Origin of the sequence: Streptomyces sp. 150FB, assembly GCF_000818195.1 — a bacterium.
Classification (GTDB): domain Bacteria; phylum Actinomycetota; class Actinomycetes; order Streptomycetales; family Streptomycetaceae; genus Streptomyces.
This window is the reverse complement of record NZ_JTHL01000001.1, coordinates 662,428-681,370: the sequence shown is the minus strand read 5'-3', so window position 1 is coordinate 681,370 and position 18,943 is coordinate 662,428. Positions and strand designations below refer to the sequence as shown.

14 protein-coding genes are annotated in these 18,943 nt (G+C 70.1%); 8 read left to right on the top strand and 6 right to left on the bottom strand.

Annotated features, from left to right (window positions below):
- From QR77_RS02855 to QR77_RS02835, 5 genes are all read right to left on the bottom strand, one after another.
- A partial coding sequence (locus QR77_RS02855) for an alpha-mannosidase (protein ID WP_052488487.1) occupies positions 1 to 2,056 on the bottom strand: 2,056 nt, incomplete at its 3' end.
- 272 nt (positions 2,057 to 2,328) lie between these two features.
- Positions 2,329 to 3,411, bottom strand: coding sequence for a Gfo/Idh/MocA family oxidoreductase (locus QR77_RS02850; protein WP_040019502.1), 1,083 nt, complete (start codon positions 3,409 to 3,411; stop codon positions 2,329 to 2,331).
- Complete coding sequence (locus QR77_RS02845) at positions 3,396 to 4,055, bottom strand: ThuA domain-containing protein (protein WP_040019501.1); 660 nt, start codon at positions 4,053 to 4,055, stop codon at positions 3,396 to 3,398. The genes QR77_RS02850 and QR77_RS02845 overlap by 16 nt, the downstream gene beginning before the upstream one ends.
- Entirely contained in the window at positions 4,052 to 5,338 is a 1,287-nt protein-coding gene (locus QR77_RS02840) for an enolase C-terminal domain-like protein (protein ID WP_040019500.1), read from the bottom strand. The genes QR77_RS02845 and QR77_RS02840 overlap by 4 nt, the downstream gene beginning before the upstream one ends.
- A 103-nt stretch (positions 5,339 to 5,441) precedes the next feature.
- Positions 5,442 to 6,227: an IclR family transcriptional regulator gene (locus tag QR77_RS02835; RefSeq protein ID WP_040027181.1), complete on the bottom strand. Its 786-nt coding sequence runs from the start codon at positions 6,225 to 6,227 to the stop codon at positions 5,442 to 5,444.
- A gap of 157 nt (positions 6,228 to 6,384) precedes the next feature.
- On the opposite strand from QR77_RS02835, the gene QR77_RS02830 reads away from it, so the two are divergent.
- From QR77_RS02830 to QR77_RS02800, 7 genes are all read left to right on the top strand, one after another.
- A complete protein-coding gene (locus QR77_RS02830; RefSeq protein WP_078876454.1) occupies positions 6,385 to 7,776 on the top strand; it encodes an extracellular solute-binding protein in 1,392 nt (463 codons plus the stop codon).
- A complete protein-coding gene (locus QR77_RS02825) occupies positions 7,773 to 8,783 on the top strand; it encodes a sugar ABC transporter permease (protein WP_236710511.1) in 1,011 nt (336 codons plus the stop codon). Before QR77_RS02830 ends, QR77_RS02825 begins: the two co-directional genes overlap by 4 nt.
- Positions 8,780 to 9,688, top strand: a complete 909-nt coding sequence (locus QR77_RS02820) for a carbohydrate ABC transporter permease (RefSeq protein WP_078876453.1) — start codon at positions 8,780 to 8,782, stop codon at positions 9,686 to 9,688. Before QR77_RS02825 ends, QR77_RS02820 begins: the two co-directional genes overlap by 4 nt.
- A complete protein-coding gene (locus QR77_RS02815) occupies positions 9,688 to 10,560 on the top strand; it encodes an NAD(P)-dependent oxidoreductase (protein ID WP_052488485.1) in 873 nt (290 codons plus the stop codon). Before QR77_RS02820 ends, QR77_RS02815 begins: the two co-directional genes overlap by 1 nt.
- Positions 10,561 to 10,563: 3 nt before the next feature.
- Entirely contained in the window at positions 10,564 to 11,679 is a 1,116-nt protein-coding gene (locus tag QR77_RS02810; RefSeq protein ID WP_040019499.1) for a glycoside hydrolase family 99 protein, read from the top strand.
- Between the two features lie 180 nt (positions 11,680 to 11,859).
- Complete coding sequence (locus tag QR77_RS02805; protein WP_040019498.1) at positions 11,860 to 15,840, top strand: glycosyl hydrolase family 28-related protein; 3,981 nt, start codon at positions 11,860 to 11,862, stop codon at positions 15,838 to 15,840.
- A gap of 77 nt (positions 15,841 to 15,917) precedes the next feature.
- The gene (locus QR77_RS02800; protein WP_040019497.1) at positions 15,918 to 16,466 is read left to right on the top strand and encodes a GNAT family N-acetyltransferase; all 549 of its coding nucleotides are present in this window, start codon (positions 15,918 to 15,920) and stop codon (positions 16,464 to 16,466) included.
- Between the two features lie 14 nt (positions 16,467 to 16,480).
- On the opposite strand, the gene QR77_RS02795 is transcribed toward QR77_RS02800, so the two are convergent.
- Positions 16,481 to 17,164, bottom strand: a complete 684-nt coding sequence (locus tag QR77_RS02795; RefSeq protein WP_078877738.1) for a glycerophosphodiester phosphodiesterase family protein — start codon at positions 17,162 to 17,164, stop codon at positions 16,481 to 16,483.
- 242 nt (positions 17,165 to 17,406) lie between these two features.
- Here QR77_RS02795 and QR77_RS02790 point away from each other — a divergent pair, with 242 nt between their 5' ends.
- Positions 17,407 to 18,822, top strand: a complete 1,416-nt coding sequence (locus QR77_RS02790) for a DUF6421 family protein (protein WP_040019495.1) — start codon at positions 17,407 to 17,409, stop codon at positions 18,820 to 18,822.
- Positions 18,823 to 18,943: the final 121 nt, after the last annotated feature.

Genomic DNA, 18,943 nt, shown 5'->3' with positions numbered 1-18,943 from the left:
CCGCAGGGCCGACGGTCACCGGCGCGGCGGAGCCGGGCGGCAGCGGCGCGGAGCCCGCTCCCAGCGCGGGCGCCTGGGCCAGGACAGCCACGCGGCCGTCCGACAGCGACTGGCCGCCGACGGCGGGGCGCCCCTCGTCGAGGACGATCACTTCCAGGCGCGGCAGGGGCCCCGCGTTGAAGACCGACACACCGGAGCCGGCGCCCGTGTCGGGCGAGCCGACCGCGCGCCGGACCAGATTCTCCAGCCGCCGGTGGACCTCCCGGTAGGTCTGCTCCGCCTCCTGGTGGACCCAGGCGATCGAGGTGCCGGGGAGGATGTCGTGGCTCTGGTGGAGCAGGACCTTCTTCCAGAGCGTCTCCAACTCCTCGTACGGGTACGGGATGCCGTCCCGCACCGCGGCCGTGGCCGACCACAGCTCCGCCTCGCGCAGCAGTGATTCGCCGCGCCGGTTGCCGCGCTTGGTGCGGGCCTGGCCGGTGTACGTGCCCTGGTGGTCCATCGGGGACAACTCGCCTCGCCACACGCCCGTTTCGCACTCCTCGGCGGCCTCCTCGGCCGCTTCGCGGAAGAACTGGGACGGATGGCCGACATCCACCCTCGGCGAGCCTTCGAGATCGGCGAGGCGGCGGGCGCGCTCCAGCATCTCGCGGGTGGGGCCGCCGCCGTCGGCATGGCCGAAAGGCATCAGCGAACGAGTTGAGACGCCCTTGTCGCTGAACGCGCCCACGGCGTCGCCCAGTTCGGGCCCGGTCAGCGCCGAACCGTGCTCGGAGGCGGGCGGGAAGTGGCTGAACAGCCGGGTCCCGTCGAGGCCCTCCCACCAGAAGGTGTGATGGGGATGCGGCGGGGCTTCGCTCTCGGCCGGAGCGGTACGGCCGAGGAACCAGCAGGCCCCCGCGAGCGTGGCCAACTGCGGGAAGGCCGCCGACATCATCGCCGAACCGGGCAGCCACACACCGTCGGTGTCGGTCCCCAACTCCTCGCGGTAGAAGCGCCGGCCGTAGAGGAAGTGCCGCACCAGCGCCTCCCCGCCGGACAGGTTGCCGTCCGGCTCCACCCACATCCCGCCGACCGGGGCCCAGTTGCCGTCTGCGACCGCCTTGCGCACCCGCTCGAACACATGCGGGTGGTGGTCCTTCGTCCAGGCGTACCGCTGCGCGCAGGACGCGGCGAAGGCCAGCTCCGGATACTCGTCGGCGAGCGCGGTCATGCTGCTGAAGGAGCGCGCCGTCCTGCGTACGGTCTCCCGCTCCGGCCCGAGCCACGCCGAGCCGGCCGGGGCGTGGCCGACGGCGGCGACGGTGTGCGCGGACTCGTGGGCACGCCGGGCCAGGGCCGGGGCGAGGATCTCGCGGGCGAGCGCCGCCGTTCCGGGGATGTCACGTGGGTCGACGGCGTCGACCGCGCGCTCCAGGGCCCGCAAGATCTCGTGCCTGCGGGGGAGTTCGTCCGGCAGGGCGCGCATCAGACCGTCGAGGACGTCGATGTCGTGGATCAACTGCCAGATGTTCTCGTCGCGTACGGCGAGATCGGCGCGCGACAGCCGGTGGAGCGGCTCGTCGCCCGCGGTGAGCGGGTCGCCGTAGTGACTGCCCGTACCCGAGGCCGGGTCGATGGGCGGGTTCGCCGCCGCCTCGACGAGCAGCCGGACGGATTCGCCGCCGCTCGCCGAAGCCGCCACCGTCACCGCCCTGTTGTCCCGGTGCAGCCCCTGGAGGGGAGTGCCGTGCTGGTCGTGCACGAGTCCCTCGGCGCCGCCGGGACCGGGCCCGAAGCCGAGGTCGAAGACCGCCTCGACGCGCTTGCCCGCCCAGCGCTCAGGAACGGTGCCGTGCACCTGGAACCAGGTGGTGGACCAGGGGCCGCCCCAGGCGTCCCCGACCACGAAGGGCGTGTACGGCGCGCGCAGCGCCACCCCGGCGGAGACCGGTTCGCCCGGGAGGTGCCAGGCGCCGATCTCCAGGGGGAGCCGCGCCGTGTACAGCGCGGGACGCAGACGGCCGGCGAGGAAATGGGCAATCCGCGCCTCTGAGGACTTCCTGCGGTCATGCATGGGGCGGCCCTTTCCTGTCCAGGCGGTAACCGCCATGTAAAACCAAGAGTGTTATCAAGTCAACGTCTGTGCCGATCCCTTCTTCTTCCAGGTGAAAGGGCCAGGTCAGTGAATTGTCAGGTAAATAAATGTCCGACGAGTGAAGTCGTTGGAAAAGAAGTTGCCTGACAAAGTGGAAACAAAGAACGGCGGGGAGGCCACTGGCCTCCCCGCCGTATCCCCGTATCCGCCTGTCCCCGTATCCGCTTTATTCGCGTGCGCCGGTGCGACGGTTAGCGCGTCACCGGATCCGGCCTGGCGCAGCTCGTGTTGAGGTACAGCGTCCTGCCCGCCTGCGCCGAGTCGAGCAGGGTCAGCATGGTGTCGAGCACATGGCGGGCGACCTCGGCCGACGCCCGGTGCGGGCGGTCCTCCTCGATCGCGGCCGCCATGTCGGAGAGGCCGGTGCCGCGCCCCGCCCCGACATAGCCGGCCGACACCGGCAGGGTCTCCCACCCCTCACCGGCCGCCCGGTGCAGTTCGACGTCCCCGTCGAAGTTGTTCGGGTCGGGGACGGAGAGGGATCCCTCGGTGCCGTGCACCTCGATGCGCGGCAGCCGCGCCGCGTGGATGTCGAAGCTCATCACCAGTGTGGTGAGCGCGCCGCTGGCGTGTTGCAGGACGCCGGTGACATGGGTCTCGACATCGACGTCGAACCGCTGCCCTGCCCGGGGGCCGCTGCCGATCACCCGCTCGGCGCGCGGCCGGGACGAGGCGCCGGTGACCTTGACGACCGGACCGAGCAGGTGGATGAGCGCCGAGATGTAGTACGGGCCCATGTCGAGCAGCGGTCCGCCGCCCGGCCGGTAGTAGAACTCCGGATCCGGGTGCCAGCGTTCGTGTCCCGCCGTGGTCATGAAGGCCGTCGCGGCGACCGGGGTGCCGATCAGCCCGTCGTCGACGGCCTTGCGGGCGGTCTGCACGCCGGTGCCCAGCACGGTGTCCGGCGCGCAGCCGATCCGCAGCCCGTCCGCCTCGGCGGCGGCGAGCAGCAGGTCGGCGTCCTCACGGGTGGCGGTGAGCGGCTTCTCCCCGTACACGTGCTTGCCGACGGCGAGGGCGACCCGCGCCACCTCGGCGTGCACCGCGGGGATGGTCAGGTTCAGTACGGCGTCGACGTCGGACCGTACGACCAGGTCGGCCACCGAACCCACGACCTGGGCACCGGGAACGCGGTCGGCGGCGGCCTTGGCGCGGCTCGGGTCGAGATCGGTGACGGCGGTGAGCCGTACGTTCTCCAGCCGTTCGAAGGTGTTGAGGTAGGCGCCGCTGATCTTGCCGGCGCCGACCATGCCGATCCTCAGCGGCTCGCCCACAGCAGCCCCCTCTCGGTGAGCGTCCGGACCTCGGGCACGTCGAAGTCGTCCGGCTTGTGGCCGATGGCGGAGACGAAGACCCGTCCCGCACCGACGCTCCTGGTCCAGACGGCGGGGACGGTGACCGGCACCGGCCGCTCCTCGTCCGGCTCGAACTCGACGGTCGCCAGGGTGTCGATGTACGGGTCGGTCGCCATCCAGTACTTCTCGGTGTGGACCTGGAAGTCGGAGAGTCCGGCGATCACCGGGTGCCCGGCGCGCTCCCCGACGACCGAGACGGTGTGGTCCGAGAAGCCGTCCGGGTGCATCAGGAACTGGCCCCCGGTGAGCAGGGTGTAGTTCACATCGCCCCGGAAGGAGTCGACGATCCCGCCGTGCCAGCCGGCCAGGCCGGTACCGGCGTGGACGGCGGCGGAGAGTCCGGCGCTCTGCTCCTTGGTGATCTCGCCCATGGTCCAGCACTGCACCACCAGATCGGTGGCGGCGAGCAGCGCCGCGTCGGTGTAGACGTCGAGGGTGTCGGAGGTCTGGACGTCGAAGCCGTGTTCGCGCAGGAAGGGCAGGAAGAGGTCCGTGATCTTCACGGGCTCGTGCCCCGCCCAGCCGCCACGGACGACGAGTGCCCGTCGGTTGTCGGATGTCACGGTCGTTGCACGCTCCCATCGGTGTTGCGCAGCAGGGCCCAGCGGTCGTGCTCCAGAGGCTCGGGCACGGGGTAACGGCGGGCGGCGGCCTCGTCGAAGTCGACGCCGAGCCCGGGTGTCTCATGCGGCGCGAGGCCGCCGTCGGTCGCGGTGATCGTGCCGGGGAACACCTCGTGGACGGGCGGCTTGAAGACGGCCGCCTCCTGGACACCGAAGGCGTGGCTGCTGATGTCCATGGCGAGGGTGGCCGCCTGGGCGACCGGGCTGACGTCGGCCGGGCCGTGCGGTGCGAGCCGTACGCCGCGCAGCTCGCAGTAGGCGGCCAGCTTCCTGGCCGGTGTGAGGCCGCCCAGGGTGGGGACGCGGATCCGGGCGAAGTCGATCGAGGGGCCTTCGAGCAGCGGCAGGAACTGGCCGATGTCGCTGAAGAGTTCGCCGACGGCGAGCGGTACGGACGAGTTCGCCCGCAGCCCGGCGAAGTGCGAGGCGTCCTCGGGAGCGAGCAGGTCCTCGACGAAGTAGAGGCCCGCGCCCTCGATCCTGCGCAGGAAGTCCCGTGCCTGGCGCGGATCGAGCCGCTCGTGGACGTCGTGGAGCAGTTCCACCTCGTCACCGACGCGCTCCCGCACCTCGGTGAGGATGCCGGGCACGGTCTTGAGGTAGGCGGCCGAGTCCCACGGTACGGAGCGGGCCCGCAGCGCGCGGGCGCCCGCGGGGTCCACGGCCCGGGTCCCGTAGGTGTCCGAGCCGGGGACGGCGGCCTGGATACGCACATGCCGGTAGCCGCGCTCGGTGGCGGCCACCACCTTGTCGGCGATCTCGGCGGCGTCGGCGCCGTCGACATGGGTGTAGGCGTCGGCGCGGGTACGTACCCGGCCGCCGAAGAGCGAGTACAGCGGGGCGCCGAGGCGTTTGGCCTTGAGGTCCCAGAGCGCCACGTCGACCCCGCCGAGGGCGTTGCCGGTGAGGGAACCTCCGCGCCAGTAGGCGCTGTTGAGCATCAGACGGTGGATGTCGTCGATGTCGTCGGGATCGCGCCCGACGAGCATCGGGGCCAGGTAGTCGTCGAGGACCGAACGCACCGCGAGTGTGCGTTGCGGATCGCTCGCGCATCCGAGGCCGTACAGTCCCGGTTCGTTGGTCTCGACGCGGACCACGAGATGAGGACAGCCGTGCGGGGCCGTCAGGAACGTGCGTACGGCCGTGATGCGGATCTTGGCGCCGCGCTCCTCGACCCAGGGGGCTGGGGCGAGAACCTCGGAGCGGGCATCAGGCTGAGCCATGCGAACTCCAGCGTACAGATAGCAGAATGTTGTACTGCTACTCGAACGTAGGGAGCGGGCCTTCAATTTGTCAATGACTTTACCAAATGGCGGTACAACGGCATCAGTGCTGGCCGAGACGTTTCAGGAGCGTACGCAACGAGTGCGCCGCCTCGGTGACGGCGCCGGCCACCTCCTCCGTACGGGCGTCGTCCATCCGGGACTTGGGGGCCGAGCAACTGATCGCGTCGCCGCCGCCCTGTCCCGTACCGAGCGCCACGGCCACACACTTGATGTCCACGGAGTTCTCCCCGTCGTCGCACGCCCACCCGCGCAGCCTGGCGCCGGCGAGCTGCTCCAGCAGTTCGTCCGGCTCGGTGACGGTGTCCGGGGTCAGCCGCTCCAGCGGCCAGTTGAGCCGCATCCGGACCTCGGCCGCGTCGTACTGGGACAGCATCGCCTTGCCCAGCGCCGTGGCGTGCGCCGGCAGCCGGCGGCCCACCGCCGAGTACATCCGCAATGCGTGCCGGGACTCGCGTTTGGCCAGGTAGACGACGTCCGTACCGTCGAGCCTGCCCAGGTGGACCGACTCGCCGGTCTCTTCGGCGAGCGCGTCGAGCACCGGCCCGGCGAGGCTCACGACATCGTCGCCCTCCAGGTAGGCGGTGCCCGTCAGCAGGGCCTTGAGGCCGAGGCTGTAACGGGCGCCCGCCGGGTCGAGGTCGACCCAGTGCCTGGCCTCCATGGTGCGCAGGATCGCGTGCAGGCTGCTCTTGGGCACGGACATCGCGGCGGCCATCTCGGCGAGCGAGAGCCTCGCGCCCTCGGCGCCGAGCAGTTCGAGCACCTCCAGCGCCCGGGCGGCGGACTTGACCTCTTCGGGCTTGCGCCCGCGTGGTGTTGCTGTCACCGATTCCACGGAACCTCCGCTTCCCGCACCGGCGCCCCTCGGCAAGCCGGTCAGCACGATTCTGGCCGTGCGTCTTGACGCTATATCACCACGACCATAAGTTCAGTCACTCCAACGCCATTCGGTCATCTGAACGGTTGAGCCTTAGGTAGGGGCCATGCGTATAGCTTTCTCGCGGAATGTCCGGCTCGCGGTGGTTGCGGGGGCCACCGCGCTTTCTCTCACCACCCTGTCCGCCTGCGGGGGATCGTCCACATCGGGCAGCGACTCCAAGTCGCTGGAGATGTGGACCTTCAAGCAGTCCCATGCGGCCGCTCTGCGGACCGCGGCTGCCGCCTTCAAGAAGCAGACGGGCATCACGGTCAAGATCGACACGTACACGCCGGACGACGCGTACACCACCAAGGTGCAGAGCGCGGCGAAGACCGGCGACCTGCCTGATGTGCTCGAAGTGCACTCCGACGGCGAGGACCGGGTCTTCGGGGCCGCCGGGATCGTGTCCGACATCAGCGCCGACTTCAAGGGCGACTGGGCGGGCCGTATCCAGCAGCCCGTACAGGACTCGGGCCTGGTCACCGCCGAGCGGTACAAGAACTCGATCCCGCAGGTCGCCAAGGACCACGGCATCAAGCAGGGCGCCCGCTACAGCGTGCCCCTGACCGTCGGTACCTTCGGCATCGTCTTCGCCAACAAGAAGATGCTGGCCGACGCGGGTATCAACAAGACTCCCGCCAACTGGGAGGAGTTCCTCGCCGACCTGAAGAAGACCACCGGCAAGAACCCGAAGACCGGCGGGCTCTCCCTCGGCCTCAAGGTCCAGGCCACCGGCCTCACCTGGGTCCTCCAGCCGCTCGCGTTCAGCCAGCTCGGCAAGCAGGGCTACGAGTCGCTGTTCAAGAAGGACCCGGCAGCCGACTTCGGCTCACCCGCCGGGATCAAGGTCCTCACCCAGTACAACCAGCTCACGCCGTACTGGATGCCGGGCACCCAGTCCCTCACCATCGACGAGGGGGACCAGGCCTTCGCCCAGGGCAAGTCGGCGTTCGACATCGGCGGCACCTTCACCCTCGCGTTCCTGAAGCAGAACGGGATGAACCCCGACGACGTCCTCGCCTTCGGACTGCCCTCGCCGAAGGACGGCGCCATCCCGAAGCGCGCGCTCGGTCCGCTCGCCCTGACCAGCGTCAGCGTCGCGGCGACCAGCAAGCAGCCGGAGAACGCGAAGAAGTGGATGGAGTTCCTGTCCGACCCGAAGATCGCCGCGCAGTTCGCGAAGGACTCCTCGGACGTGCCGGCGACCGAACTCGGCGCCGAATCGGCGACGGTGCTCGGCCCGACACTGAACGCGCTCGTCCAGAGCTTCAAGGGAACCCCCGAGAACACGTACGAGCCCAGCCCGAAGATCGAGTTCCGCCCGCCGGGCTACGAGCAGGACGACGCCGGCGCCATCCTCGCCGACCTCACCCCGCTGAAGCAGCAGTCGGTCCAGTCGACCGCGGACAAGCTCCGTAAGCTCAGCCTCTCCTACTGGGCGGCGGCGAAGCAGTGACCACCGCCCCCCGACAGGCGGCCGTGCCGGGTCCGGCGGGGAGCGGTGGCGCGGACGCCCCGCTCCCCGGCGGGAGCCCCGGCAAGTCCCGCATCTCCCCGCGCAAGCGGGCGCGCGTGTACGAAGTTCTCACCGGATACATGTTCGTCGGCCCGGCCGTGGTCCTGTTCTGCGTCATGGGCCTGTACACCGTCGGATACGGCTTCGCCCTCAGCTTCGCGACCTGGAACGGCTTCACCCCCAACTGGACCTGGGTCGGCCTCCACAACTACGAGGCACTGCTGTGGAGCGACCCGATCTACGCCCCGCGCGTACGGCACGCGGCGCTCAACACCCTCTGGGTCATGATCGCCGTACCCGCCCTGACGGTCGCCGCCGCCTTCCCGCTCGCCATCCTGCTCAACCAGGTCAAGCGGTTCCAGTCGGTGCTGCGCTCCGTCTACTTCCTGCCGTACGTGACGAGCGGCGTCGCCGTCTTCTTCGCCTGGCAGTACATCCTCCAGCCGGACGGCGCGATCAACTTCCTGCTCGACGGCCTCGGGCTCGGCTCCCTCGCGCAGCCGCAGGGCTGGCTCGGCAACCCGCACACCGCCCTGCCCACCCTGATCGTCGTCACGGTGTGGAGCTCCGTACCCGTCTCCATGCTGCTCTACCTGACGGGACTGCAAGGCATCGACAGCAGCGTCCTGGAGGCCGCCAAGCTGGACGGGGCCGGATGGTGGCGCACCAACGGCTCCGTGGTGTGGCCGCTGCTGCGGCCGATCACGGCCATCGTCGTGCTGCTCAACCTGCGCGAGGCGCTCCAGGGCTTCCAGACCTTCCTGGTGATGACGAACGGAGGGCCCGGCGACCACACCAACGTCCTGGGCCTGGAGGCGTACCGTCTCGCGTTCCTCAAGAACCTCGCGCCCACCCTGGGGCTCTCGAGTGCGCTCGGCTGGCTTCTCTTCGCCGTCGCCGTCATCCTCGCCCTGGTCAATCTGCGAGCGCTGCGGAGCAAGACATGACATCGATTTCCCTCAAAGCGGTCCCCGGCACACCGAAGACCGGGGCCCCGGACGGCGGCGCGCCGGGCGCGGGCAGGATCCGCACCGCGCGCCTCGTCGCACGTACCGTCGTCGGTGTGCTGCTCGCCCTCTACGGCCTCGTGAGCGTCTACCCGTTCCTGTGGATGATCTCGGCGGCCTTCAAGGACCAGGTCGAAGTCGTACGCGGCGGACACCTGATCCCGCAGCACCCGACGCTCGACACGTTCATCGACACCTGGAACAAGCTGCACTTCTTCGACTTCTTCCTGAACAGCCTGCTGGTCACGCTCTACACCGTGGTGCTGACGCTGGTGATCTACGCGGCGGCCGGCTACGCCTTCGCCGTCCTGCGCTTCCCCGGCCGGGGCTTCCTCCAGAAGCTGTTCGTCTCGCTGCTGTTCGTCCCCGGCATCACGGTGATGCTGCCGATCGTGCTCCTCGAGAACAAGATGGGCATTCTCGGCACCCACTTCGGCCTGGTGCTGCCCTTCGTCAACGGCGGCGCACCCCTGTCGATCCTGCTGATGACCGGCGCCTTCCTGGCCGTCCCCACCGAGCTGCGCGACTCCGCCCGGGTCGACGGGGCGAGCGAGCTGCGCATCTTCGCCGGGGTGTATCTGCCCCTGGCCAGACCGGCGTTGATCACGGTGGCGCTGCTGACGGCGATACCGACCTGGAACGAGTTCCTGCTCACCAGGGTCTCGCTCAACGACCAGTCCACGTTCACCCTTCCGCTGGGTCTCCAGACCCTCTCCTCGGAGAACGTTCCCCACTACAACAATCTGATGGCAGGCGCACTGATCGTGGTCATCCCGGTGATCATCCTTTTCCTCAGTCTCCAGCGGTACTTCGTCAACGGCCTGGTCGGGGCGGTGAAGGGCTGATGCGGGTCCTCGTCACCGGCGCCGCAGGCCATATCGGGCGCCATGTCACGGACGAACTGTTCGCGGGCGGGCACCAGGTCGTCGCCACCGACCTCGTCCCCGTCGACGACCCTCGCTTCGAGCGGGTCCACACCGGCGATCTCCAGGACCGCGAGCTGGTGCGCGCCGCCATGGAAGGCGCCGAGGCCGTCGTCCATCTGGGCGCGATCCCGCACCCCAACTCCGACGACGACAGCGCGCTGTTCGCCACCAACTGCCTGACCGCTCACCGGGTGTTCGACGAGGCGGGCCGGGCCGGCGTAGGGCGCGTGGTGGCCGCGTCCAGCCTCTCGGCCCTTGGGCTCGCCTGGTCCCCGGTGCCGCAGTCACCGCGCTACGTACCGGTGGACGAGGAACACCCCCTGCTCGTCCAGGACCCCTACGGCCTCTCGAAGGTCGTCCTGGAGGAGGCCGCCCGCTCGGCGCACCGGCGCTACGGCACCGACTTCGTCTGCATGCGCTTCCCCTTCACCGGCACCGACGACCGTCTCGCCCTCCAGCTCGACCAGGTACGCAAGGATCCGGCCTCGGGCCGGATGGACCTGTGGGGCTGGCTGGACACCAGGGACGCGGCCGAAGCCGTACGCCTGGCCCTGGAGACCGAGCTGAGCGGATGCCATATCCTCAACGTCGCCGCACGGGACACCTCGTCCCCGCTGTCCACCGCGGCGCTGCTGGAAGAGCACCATCCGGGCGTGCCCGCTTTCGCGGAACTCCCCGGCCACACCGCGCTGTTCGACTCCAGCGCGTGTGCCAGGCTGCTGGGTTTCGTACCGAAGCACACCTGGCGCCCCGGCCCTCCTGCCCTCGATGAAGAGATCCCAAGGAGATAGCTGATGCCAACCCCCCACCGCAGAAGCAGCACCACCCGCAGAACCTTCCTGGCCGGCACGGCGGCGGCGGGCGCCGCCGCCGCTTTCGGCGCGAACGCCTGGGCGTCGTCCGGGACTTCGGCCGCGCCGCAGCCCGCCGCGGCCGCCGCAGCGCTGACGACGAACGTCCACATCTTCTACTACCCGTGGTACGGCTCGCCGAAGGTCAACGGCTCCTACCGCCACTGGCCCCAGGGCAACCTCGTCCCGCCGAACGGCATATCGTCCAACTTCTACCCGAAGCTCGGCGCGTACGACTCCGGCGACAAGACCGCCGTCAACCAGCACATGACGTGGCTGCGGCAGGCCGGCACCGGTGTGCTCGTCACGAGCTGGTGGGGGCGCGGCAGTTACGAGGACAAGCTCGTCCGGACCGTGATGGACGCGGCGAACGCCGCCGGTATCAAGGTCGCCTTCCACATCGAGCCGTACAGCAACCGCACGGCGGCCTCGGTCGCCGACGACGTGCGCTACATCAACACCACGTACGGCAGCCACCCGGCGTACTACCGGGACGCCGCCCACGGCAACCGCAACGCCTTCTACATCTTCGAGAGTCTGCGGATCGCCGACTGGTCGGCGATCGAGTCGGTCAAGAGCCTCGGCATCGTGCTCACCCAGACCGGCGACACCTCCAAGACCGCCCACTTCAGCGGCATGTACACCTACGACGGCATCGCGGCGGCCTCGCTGCCCGACTGGAGCGGCATCGACCGCTTCTGCCGGGCGAACAACCTGGTGTGGTCGCCGTCGATCGGCCCCGGCTACATCGACGACCGCGCTGTACCGGGCAACACCACGCCCACCGTCGACCGCGCCAACGGCTCGACCTACGACAAGGTGTGGCAGCACACCATCACCAGCGGTGACGCCGGCAAGGCGCCCACCTGGGTGAGCATCACCTCGTTCAACGAGTGGCACGAGGGCAGCCAGATCGAGCCCGCGACCGCGACCCCGCCCACCACCCTCCCGTACCAGACGTACAACGGGGCGTACGGCAAGACCGGCGGGGCGGCCGAGAACGCGTACCTGGACAGCACGCAGTCCTGGGTGCAGAAGTACGTGGCCGCGCCCCGCTGAGCCTGCGCGACACCGCTTCGAGCGACACCACCTGAACAACACCGCACTGAACGACGGCCGTTCTCCGTCCGGGCCGGCAACGCCCGGACGGGGAGCGGCCGTCGCGGCTGTACGACGCACAACGGTTCACCGAGCCTGCACGCCCATGATTCGCGCACGCCACTGATCCCGGAGGTCGTCATGCCCCTGCCCCGCCAGAGATCTGTCGCCGAGAGATTACGGCTGCTGCTCCTCGCCCTGCTCACCATGGCGCTCCTCGCGCCGGGCGTGGCCACGGCCGCGCCCCGCGCCGCCGGACCCGACATGTACCCGCACGGCATCGGCGCCGACCTCGGCCCCACGCCCAGGACCCTCGGTGTCACCCCGACCGCGGGCGACGACCCGGCGGGCCTGGTCACCGGTGAACTCGACGGCCGTACGTACTGGGCGACCGACACCGCCGCCGGTACGGGACACCTCGACTTCACGCTCGACCCCGACTACCTCGCCCGGCTGACCTCGGCCACCGCGACGTTCAGCGTCACCTACCGCGACACCGGCACCGGCTTCCTGACCCTCCGCCCGGCCGGCGGGGCGCCGCCCCTCCAGGCCGGCTTCACCGGCACCGGGACCTGGCGGACCAGCACCTTCGACCTCAGCACCGCGGCCGCCGGCGCCGGGCCGCTGCGGCTCGACGGCGTGGACGGCGCCGACGCCAGGGACATCACCGTGACGGCGGTACGCGTCGGCACCCCCGGCGCCTCCGTCACACTCGGCGCGACACCGAGCCCCGACGGCATCACCCCCCGGGCGGGCGACGGTTCGACCGGGCTCGTCACCGGTGAGGCCGCCGGGCGCGGCTACTGGGGCACCGACCGTACGGCGCCCGCCCCCGGTATCGGCTTCCTCTACATGAACGTCGCCGACACGTTCCTCTACAACACCACCGACACCGTGCTCGTCAGTGTCGACTACTTCGACGAGGGCGGCGGCAGCTTCGGTCTGCACTACGACTCGCCGGGCGATCAGATCAGCGACATGTTCAAACCGTCGGACGTGTTCACCTACGGCGACACCAGGACCTGGCGGACCCACACCTTCGCGCTCGACGACGCGCTGATGACCAACCGTTCCAACGGCGCCGACTTCCGTATCCACACCGCCGATTCGGCCGTCGAGCTGAAGGTCGCCGCCGTACGGATCACCGTCGTCCCCGCCGAACTCAAGCCCACCGAGGGCCTGGAGAGGCTCATCGCCGACGCCTCACGGGTCCACACCGCCGCGCGCGAGGGCGCAAGGGACGGCCAGTACCCGCCCGGCGCGAAGGACACACTTGCCTCGGCCATAGCCGCCGCGCGGCGCACCGCGGACACCGAAGGCACCACCGAGGCGCAGCTCAAGGCGGCGCTGAACACCCTTGACCAGGCCCTGAATTCGTTCCGCTCCCGGGCCGTCGACACCAACCTCGCGCGCGGCGCGAAGGTCACGGCGAGCAGCACGGCGCCCGGCGGATCGCCGGGCAGGGCCACCGACGGCGACGCGGGATCCGGCTGGACGAGCGGCGACGGCGGCGCGGGGGAGTGGCTCATCGCCGACCTCGGCAAGGCCCTCGCGGTCAACGAGGTCCAAGTGGCCTGGGGTTCGGCCGCCTCACGCGACTACACCGTTCAAGTCTCCCTCGACGGAACCCACTTCACCACCGTCGGCCACAACGGCGGCTCCGGCAACCGGACGGTCCGCACCCCCTTCGACCGCCGGGACGCGCGCTACGTCCGGCTCACGTCGACCGGTTATTCGGCGGGCGCCGACACCGTCACCGTCGGTGAGCTGGAGGTCCGCGACCAGCGTGTCGTACGGCCCGAGCCGCGCCTGGTGAAGACCGTCCACCCGGTGGAGTCACCGGTCGTCGCCGACTTCGACGTGACCGAGCACGGCGCCGACCCGACCGGCGTCAAGGACTCCACCAAGGCCATCCAGCAAGCCCTGTACGACTGTTACGACGCGGGCGGCGGCACCGTCTGGATGCCCAGGGGCACCTACCGGGTCACCGACACCCTGGAGGTCCACTCCTTCTGCACACTGCGCGGCGACCGGCGCGATCCCGACCGGGGCAAGGGAAGTTACGGCACGGTCGTCTCCGCCGACCTGCCGCCGGGCGCGGAGGGACCCGTTCTGTTCAGGATCGGCGGAAGCGCCGGCGTCATGGGCGTCACCACGTACTACCCGCGCCAGAGCGCGAGCGATCCCGTGCCGTACAACTCGACGTTCGAGGTACCGGGCGACGCGTGGTCCGGCAACGAGAACTACATGATGGCGACCGTCGCCGATGTCACGATGCTCAACTCCTACCGGGGCGTGGGCGTTTCGACCATGCCCAACGACCAGGGACTCGCCCCGAGCGCGGGCCAGGTCCACGAGTCGACGACCCTGCGCGACATCAAGGGCACCGTCCTCTCCGAAGGCTTCCGCGCCTACAACGGCGCCGACGTCGGCACCTGGGAGAACATCACCCTCGACAACGGCTACTGGGCGAAGGCCCCGGCCGCCTACCACCCGCCGAAGCGCGCGGCGCTCGACGCCTGGACCCGCGCGAACGGCACCGGCTTCGTCCTCGGTGACCTGGAGTGGGACCAGTTCTACAACATCAGGGCGGCCGACTACCGGACCGGCATCCACATCACCCAGGGCCAGCGCGCCGCGTTCACCGGCAGCTTCCTCCAGGCGGACATCCGCCGTACCGGTGTGGCGGTCGAGGCGACCAGCTTCGACACCCGCTGGGGGCTGTCCTTCGCCGCCTCCACCCTGGAGGGCAGCGAGGCCGCCGTACGCAACACCTCGACGGCGTACGTGAAGCTGACCGACACCACCACCGCGGGACCGGTCTCCGGCATCGTGCACCGGATGGCCGGAGCGGTGCCGCGCTACCAGCAGTCGGCGCTGCCGAAACCCGCGCGCGCCGCGCTGTACGACGTGACCAGGGCGCCCTATTCCGCACCGGCCGGGCACGGGACGATGCCGGAACGCGACGCCACGGCCCGCATCCAGCGGGCCCTGGACACGGCGGGCAGGGACGGCGGCGGCACGGTGTACCTGCCCGCCGGCTGGTACCGCGTGAGCAGCCACCTCAGGGTGCCGGCCGGGGTCGAGCTGCGCGGCTCGTCCGCCGTACCGAACCGCGACCTCAACGGCGCCAGCAACGGCACGGTCCTGATGGCGTACGAGGGCAGGAACACCCCGCACCCCGACACGGCCACCGCCCTCGTCACCCTGGACGGCGCCCACGCGGGCGTGCGCGGACTGCGGATCTTCCACCCGGAGAACAACCCGGCAGCGGACCCGGACAACAGCCCGGTGCCCTACCCGTACGCCGTGCGCGGCAACGGCACGGGAACGTACGCACTCGACCTCGCCCTGCCCAACGCGTGGAACGGCATCGACATGGCCGCCCACCGCAACGACGGCTTCACCGTACGCAAGCTCGCCGGCGCGGTCTTCCACCGGGCCATCAGCGTGGGCAGGAGCGACGGCGGCCGGATCGAGGGCGTGCTGAACAACGGCAACGCCGTCGGCAGGGTTGGCTACGCGCTGCCGAACTGGGCGCTGGAGAGCGACATCTTCCCGCAGGTCATCGACAGCCCGATGCGCGAGCAGGCGCGGATCGTGACGGTCGCCGGCGCGAAGCGGCTCACCGTGTTCGACGCGTTCGCCTACGGATTCCACGACGGCCTCGTGGTGTCCTCCGGTGACGTACGGGCCTTCAACATCGGCACCGACAATCTCGGCGCCGGAGGCTTCACGGTGAAGGTGGACGCCTCGGACGCCAGTACCGCCGCTGCCGCCACCTCCGTCACCGCCGTGAACGTGCTGCGCTACAACGGCGCGACCAGCAGCGGCCCGGCGAAGCTGTACAACATCATGGCCATCAACATGCTCCAGCAGACGGTGACCACGACCGCCGAACCCCCGGGCTCGGGCACGGTGCGCCTCACCGGCAACGAGTCCGAGCCGGGCCGCTACGAGAAGGGCAGCGAGGTGACGGCGTCGGCACACCCGGCGCCCGGGAAGCGCTTCGTGAACTGGACCGTGAACGGCGAGGAGGTCTCCCGGGAGGCCGAGGTGACCCTGACGGTCACCGCCGACCTCGCGGTGAGCGCCCACTTCGCACCGCTCTCCGGAGCCTGACACCCCCGTCCGTGGTGCCGCCCTCCGGCGTTACGCTCGGGGGCGGCACCACGGACCCGGAACAAGGAGACCCGCGCATGGACACGGCCCCACGGATACCCGGCGAACTCGTCTACCGGGACGCCACGGCGGCCGACGTCGAGGCGCTCGTCGCGCTCGTCGAGTCGGCCTACCGCGGTGACAGCAGCCGCACGGGATGGACCACGGAGGCGGACATCCTGGACGGGCAGCGGACCGACCCGGAGGGCGTCCTCGAAGTCATCGAGTCGCCGGCGGGCCGGCTGCTGACAGCCGAGCGCGACGGTGTTCTCGTCTCCTGCTGCCATATCGAACACCGCGGCGAAGCGGCCTACTTCGGCATGTTCGCCGTGCGCCCGGGAATGCAGGGCGGCGGTCTCGGCCGGCAGGTCATCGAGGAGGCCGAGCGCCTCGCCCGCGCGACCTGGGGCGTACGCGAGATGCAGATGACCGTCCTCACCGCACGCGAGGAACTGATCGCCTGGTACGAGCGGCGCGGCTACCGCCGTACGGGAGAGCTGCACCCCTTCCCGTACGGCGACGAGCGCTTCGGCCTGCCCCGGCGCGCCGACCTGGAGTTCGAACTGCTGGTCAAGCCCCTGAGCTGAACCGGCCGGGGACGTCAGGCCGTGAACCGCCCGATCCGCCGGATCTCCGGCAGGTCGGTGGTCACGGCCTCCAGCTCGAACGCGCGCGCCAGCCGGAGCTGCTCCTGGGTGTTCACCACCCAGCCGTTGATCCCGATCCCCTCCTTGCGCGCCTGCTCGACGACCTCCAGGCTCAGCCTGCGGATGCTCAGCGCCAGCCGGTGCGCGCCCACCGCCTTCGCGCGCTGCACGATGTCGCCGCCCCAGCGGCTGGCGATGAGGACCGTACGTACGCCCGGCACCAGCCGGGCGATCTCGGCGACCGCCTCGTCGTGGAACGACGACACCTCGACGCGTCCGACGAGCCCGCGCTCGTGCATCACCTCGGCCAGCGCGCGCGCCGCGGCCACATCCTTGATCTCCGCCTGGATCGGCGAGCCCACCGCGTCGAGGACCTCCTCGAAGACCGGGATCCGCTCACCCAGGCCCGCGTCGAGTTCGCGCAGCTCGGCGAGGTTCAGATCGGCGATCGCGCCCGTGCCGTCGGTCGTGCGGTCCACTTCGAGGTCGTGCATCACGACGAGGGCGCCGTCCTTGCTCAGATGCAGATCGAGCTCGATGGCGTCCATGCCGTCGTGCTCGGCGCGCAGGAAGGACCGGAGGGTGTTCTCGGGTTCGACACCCATGACTCCACGGTGACCAATGGTGAGGAAAGTCAAGATCATCTCGCTTCCGTCGACGGCGGCTCGCGCGTGATGCCTCAGCCACGCGGCAGGGCGCAGCCTAATGGCCGCTCCCGTCCTGGGAAGCCCCCACGCACAGGGGCGCGCACGACAGTAAAAATTGCGGTGATCATGGAAGGTAGCAGGATAATTTCCCCTGCCCAGCTTGTACAGAAGGACGAGGCGCCTATACGCTTATTTAACAGATCGACACGCTCTTCTCTCGTGGAGGAAGTGACATGACGGAAATTCTTGCGCAGGACAACGGTATGGCCGCTACATCTGCTGCCCAGAAGGTGGTGGATCACCCGGCCTGGCCGGAGCTCAAGAATGCCGTCGAGGCGATCAGGCCCTGGCAGTCCAAGGACGGCTCGATCGACTTCGCCGCCGAGGACGCGCCCTCACGCGCCGCCGCCGACGAGGCGCTGACCCGGGTCGTGACGGGAGTGGAGCGGCTCTCCCCGCTCCTGCCGCACGACGCCGCCTACCACGAGGCGCTCGTCACCGACCTCCGCCGATGGGGTGACGACGGCTTCGGCGTACCCGACTTCCTGGACTCGCTGCTCGCCTTCCAGCCGGCCGCACAGCGGGCCGACGGCCTCCAGCACCTGGCCGTTTTCGCCATGTACACCCAGAACGGCAACCCGGACCGCAACCTCGAAGCCGTCGTGCTCCGGATGGTGTGGCCCGAGTGGCTCGCCGAGCTGGAACGCACCCGCTACGACAACCCGCTCTTCTGCGGCATCACCTTCGAGGACTTCACCTCCGGCTACGACACCAACTCGGCGGTGTTCTTCCCCGAGACGATCGCGGTACGCGAGGCACCCGAGCGGTTCAGTTGGGGCGGGATCTTCTGCGACCGCGAGGCGGCCCGCTTCCGCCGGGTCACCGAGGCCGCCGTGGACCTCCTCAAGGTGTCACTGCCCGACGACGCGCACGAGATGGTCGCCGACCAGGACCGCTGCCTCCAGGCCTTCGTGCTCTGGGACATGATCCACGACCGCACCCACAGCCATGGCGACCTGCCCTTCGACCCGTTCATGATCAAGCAGCGGCAGCCGTTCTGGATGTACGGCCTGGAGGAGCTGCGCTGCGACCTGACCGCGTTCAGGGAGGCCGTGAAGCTGGAGGCGGACGGTGTCCCGCAGGGCCACGACGTCCAGTACGCGATCCTCTTCGACCGGCTGTTCCGCTTCCCCGTCACCGGCGCGCGCGAGCGCAACTACGACGGGCTCGGCGGCCAACTGCTCTTCGCCTACCTCCACAAGCACGACGTGCTGCGCTGGCGGGACAGCACCCTGACCATCGACTGGGAGCGGGCTCCCGAGGTGACCAACCAGCTCTGCGGCGAGATCGAGGACCTCTACCGGGCCGGGATCGACCGGCCGAAGCTGGTCCACTGGCTGGCCGCGTACGACCTGGTCTCGTCCTACCTCGCCCCGCACCCGGGATCGCGCTGGGCCAAGGGCCCCGACGCCCTGGACCTCTCGCTGCCGCCGCGCAAGCTCGTCGACGACGTGCTCGCTGACGAGTTTCCGCTCAGCATGTTCTACGAGGCACTCTCCAAGAAGCTGAAGAACGTGATCGCCTCCACCAAGGGCATCACCGCCACCGCCACCCCTTCCGGTACGGGCACCGGGCGGGTGGCCGCGTGAACTCTTCCGAGCAGAAGGCGGCGAGCATGAACGGGAACGACAAGGCGGGCGGACCGCTGGACGGCGCGGTCATCGCCGTGGCGGGCGCGGCCGGCCCCGCCGGCCGGGCCACCGTGCTGCG